Source organism: Kitasatospora sp. NPDC007106 (assembly GCF_040634455.1).
GTDB classification, from domain to species: Bacteria; Actinomycetota; Actinomycetes; order Streptomycetales; family Streptomycetaceae; genus Kitasatospora; species Kitasatospora arboriphila.
In genome coordinates, this window is record NZ_JBEYFP010000678.1 from 1 (window position 1) to 3178 (window position 3178).

Genomic DNA, 3178 nt, shown 5'->3' on the forward strand with positions numbered 1-3178 from the left:
CGTGTAGTGGGTGATGGAGTTAAGGGTTGTGGACTACCGTAGTGCGGGCGCGCGGCCGGGGGGGCCCCGACGGCCGGGAACGGCCGACCGCAACACCGCCCCCACCTCGATCTCAAGATCTTTTCGCGCCCGGGAGGCATTCGCCGCGACGTAATCCCCCCACCGCGATCTGGCGGTTCGTCAGATACTGCAGCCTGCCACCATCACCGCGCCCGCGGATACTGCAGGCGCGACGGTTCTGACAACTGGCGTGCAGTGAGGAGCAAGTGAATCCGTTTCACCGAATTGCCCCTGCGACAAATCTTTCAGCCCGGGCACGGCGCCGCTACAAAGTTACCGCCGCGTCAAGGTGACGCGGGTAGACCGGTGGAGGTCCCATGCGGCCGCGCTTCGTCCTGTCCTTGTCCGGCACCGTCCTCCTGCTCGCTTCGAGCCTCTTCCTCGCCGCACCGCCCGCCGCGGCAGCGACCGGGAACTACGTGGCCCTCGGCGACTCGTACTCCTCCGGCGAAGGAACCGGCGACTACATCGGCTCCGCCGGATCGTGCAACCGCAGCCTGCACGCCTACCCCGCGCTCTGGGCCTCCGCCCACTCCCCCGCCTCGTTCGCCTTCGTCGCCTGCTCCGGCGCCACCACCGCCGACGTCATCAACAAGCAGCTGTCCTCCGTCAACAGCGCGACCACACTGGTCAGCATCAGCATCGGCGGCAACGACGCCGGCTTCGCGAGCGCCATGCAGACCTGCGTCCTCAACGGCACCAACGCCTGCCTGACCGCCGTGAACAACTCCAAGAGCTTCGCCACCAGCAAGCTCCCCGCCCTGCTCGACCAGGTCTACGCGGGCATCCGCAACCGCGCCCCGTCGGCCCGTGTCGTCGTCCTCGGCTATCCCCACCTCTACAAGATCGGCGGAAGCTGCACCTTCGGCATCAGCGACACCAGCCGCAACGCCATCAACGGCGCCGCCGACACCATCGACTCCGTCATCGCCGGCAGAGCCGGCGCAGCCGGATTCGCCTTCGGCGACGTACGCCAGGTGTTCACCGACCACGAGATCTGCTCGTCCGACTGGTGGCTCAACAGCACCCGCGTCATCGTCCACGAGAGCTACCACCCGAACGCGACCGGCCACGCCAACGGCTACCTGCCCACGTTCAGCGCCAGAGCCTGATCCCTCCCTCCCCGCGCCTGCCCCGCCCGACCGTGAGCACGGTCGGACGGGGCACGAGTCACTCCGGACAATCATGGTTCGTTTCGCAACAGAGCAGACAATCCGACGGCCGCCCACAATGCCATCACCCCGGCCGGACGGAACGCGTTCGCCCCGGCAACGGAACGACCGGATGCATCACTCGACCTCGACCGTCGGGGGCGAGGCCTCACCTCAGGTGCCGGTCGTAGAACCGGCCGCCGTCCTCCAGCTCGAACCAGGGGGTTCCGACGTACCCGCCCGTGTTGGCGTGCAGCGTCTTCTCCTTGCTGCCGAACGCGTCGTACAGGTCCAGCGCCCGCTGCCGGGGTTCCCCTCGTCGTCCCACTGCAGCAGGAGCAGCAGCGGAACGGTGACCTGCCGGGCCTCCTCGCGCCGGGCGCGGGGCACGTCCCCCGGCGAAGAGCACGTTCGCGCGCGCAGGCTCGGCGACCGGATGCCGCTCGACCGCCGGCTACCGCTGGGCCCTCGCCCTCGGACCTTGTCGGGCCGGCGTGCGGCTCACCCGACCTCCGGCGGATCACATGCACGCCTGATCCGCCGGACGGACCCTGGAGGATCGATTCCAAGGGGTGCCTGCGGAGGGTGTGGGGTGGGCGGTCAGGCGTCGGGGTCGACTTCGGGGTGTGTGAACCGCACGGGCTTGCCCAGCGACCGGGCGTAGGCGATTTCGGCCCGGGTGCTGTCTCCGATGTAGTCGCCGACGACCAGCACCTCGTCGGCGAGCCGGATCTTCGCCCGGTGCAGATCGTCGAGTCGCGCCTTCAGCGCCTCGGCCTCGACGGGATCGGACCAGAGTTCGTGCGGCGACTTCATGTCGCAGCCCGGCTTGACGACGATCCTTCCGGCTTCGGTCTCCCGCAGATCGGCCTCGGCCATCTCGGTCATGAAACGGGTGGAGCCGCAGATCACGACGATGCGCGGAAGGCTGAGCCGCTTCTTCGCGTCGGCGAGTCTCTCCCCGGGGGTGAGCGGTTGCGGGTATGACACCGGTTCCTCCTGGTGGTGTGGGCCCGATCTAGGCGGGCGCGCCGTCCTCGTCGGCCCGGATCCCGGTGCCGAACCGCCAGGCCTCGATGTCGCGGTAGCGGATCGGCCCGGAGCCGCGGCCGATGTTGCTGCCGACCAGGTGGAGGCGCTCGGCGTGCCACGGCCGGCCCACGAAGCCGGAGAGTCCGGCCGCGGCCTGCGGCACGCTGGTGGGATCGTCGCGGCGGGCCCGCGCCAGTGTCAGGTGGGGGCGCAGCGGGCGGTTGTTGAACTCGATCCCGCAGGACCCGACCAGGTCCCGGACGTCGGCGGCGAGGAGGTGCAGTCCGTCCAGGTCCCCGTCGATCCCGCTCCACAGCAGTCGCTCGTCGAAGTGGCCGCCACCGCGCAGGCCCAGGTGCAGGGCGGGGTGCGACGCCGCCCGGCCGGCCAGTACGGAGCGCAGCAACGGCACGGCCGTGGCGGGCAGTTCACCGAGGAAGGCGAGCGTGATGTGCCAGTCCTCGATCCGGTTCCACCGCAGCCGCGGGTAGCGGGCGTAGGCGGGCTGCAGCGCCCGGGCCAGCTCGTCCTTGGCCTCGTCGGGCGGAGCCAGCGCCACGAAGACGCGCAGGGTAGAGGGCTCGGGGTCGTCGTTCACCAGGGATTTCTAGCACGGGCGCTGGTTCCCGGCCGGGCCGAGGGTGGCATGATGCGGTCATGAGCCTCACCGCGCGGCAGCTCGCACTGGCCGTGCTGGAGCGTCAGTTCCTGCTCGAGCGCCGGTGCCTCGACGTGGCGGAGGCGGTCCGCCGGCTCTGCGCTCTGCAGGCGCAGGCACCGGCGTCGCCGTACCTGGCGCTGTGGAACCGGGTGCAGGACTTCGCGCCGGAGGATCTCGACGCGGCTTGGCGCGGTCCTGGTGCGGGGGGGGAGTGCCCCAGAACCATCCGCCGCCGACCCGTCCCGCGTCAACCCGGTCGGAGCTGTGCCGCCCG

The 3178-nt window shown here is 70.4% G+C and carries 4 protein-coding genes and 1 pseudogene; 2 read left to right on the plus strand and 3 right to left on the minus strand.

The window, feature by feature from the left end:
* Positions 1-377: 377 nt before the first annotated feature.
* Entirely contained in the window at positions 378-1172 is a 795-nt protein-coding gene (locus ABZ641_RS30615) for an SGNH/GDSL hydrolase family protein (protein WP_344622208.1), read from the plus strand.
* A gap of 208 nt (positions 1173-1380) precedes the next feature.
* Here ABZ641_RS30615 and ABZ641_RS30620 read toward each other — a convergent pair.
* The 3 genes and pseudogenes from ABZ641_RS30620 to thpR all read right to left on the minus strand — a co-directional run.
* Positions 1381-1601: pseudogene (locus tag ABZ641_RS30620) on the minus strand (alpha/beta hydrolase); the annotation flags it as partial.
* 210 nt (positions 1602-1811) lie between these two features.
* Positions 1812-2201, minus strand: coding sequence for a hypothetical protein (locus ABZ641_RS30625; RefSeq protein ID WP_344622209.1), 390 nt, complete (start codon positions 2199-2201; stop codon positions 1812-1814).
* A gap of 28 nt (positions 2202-2229) precedes the next feature.
* Positions 2230-2841, minus strand: a complete 612-nt coding sequence (gene thpR / locus ABZ641_RS30630) for an RNA 2',3'-cyclic phosphodiesterase (protein ID WP_359987010.1) — start codon at positions 2839-2841, stop codon at positions 2230-2232.
* A gap of 59 nt (positions 2842-2900) precedes the next feature.
* Between thpR and ABZ641_RS30635 the strand changes: the two genes are divergently transcribed.
* The coding region (locus tag ABZ641_RS30635) for a crosslink repair DNA glycosylase YcaQ family protein (RefSeq protein WP_359987013.1) at positions 2901-3178 on the plus strand (278 nt) is incomplete at its 3' end.

Bases quoted from the DNA above. Each gene is read 5' to 3' on its own strand.
- ABZ641_RS30615 (WP_344622208.1), top strand. From the start codon at position 378: ATGCGGCCGCGCTTCGTCCTGTCCTTGTCCGGCACCGTCCTCCTGCTC.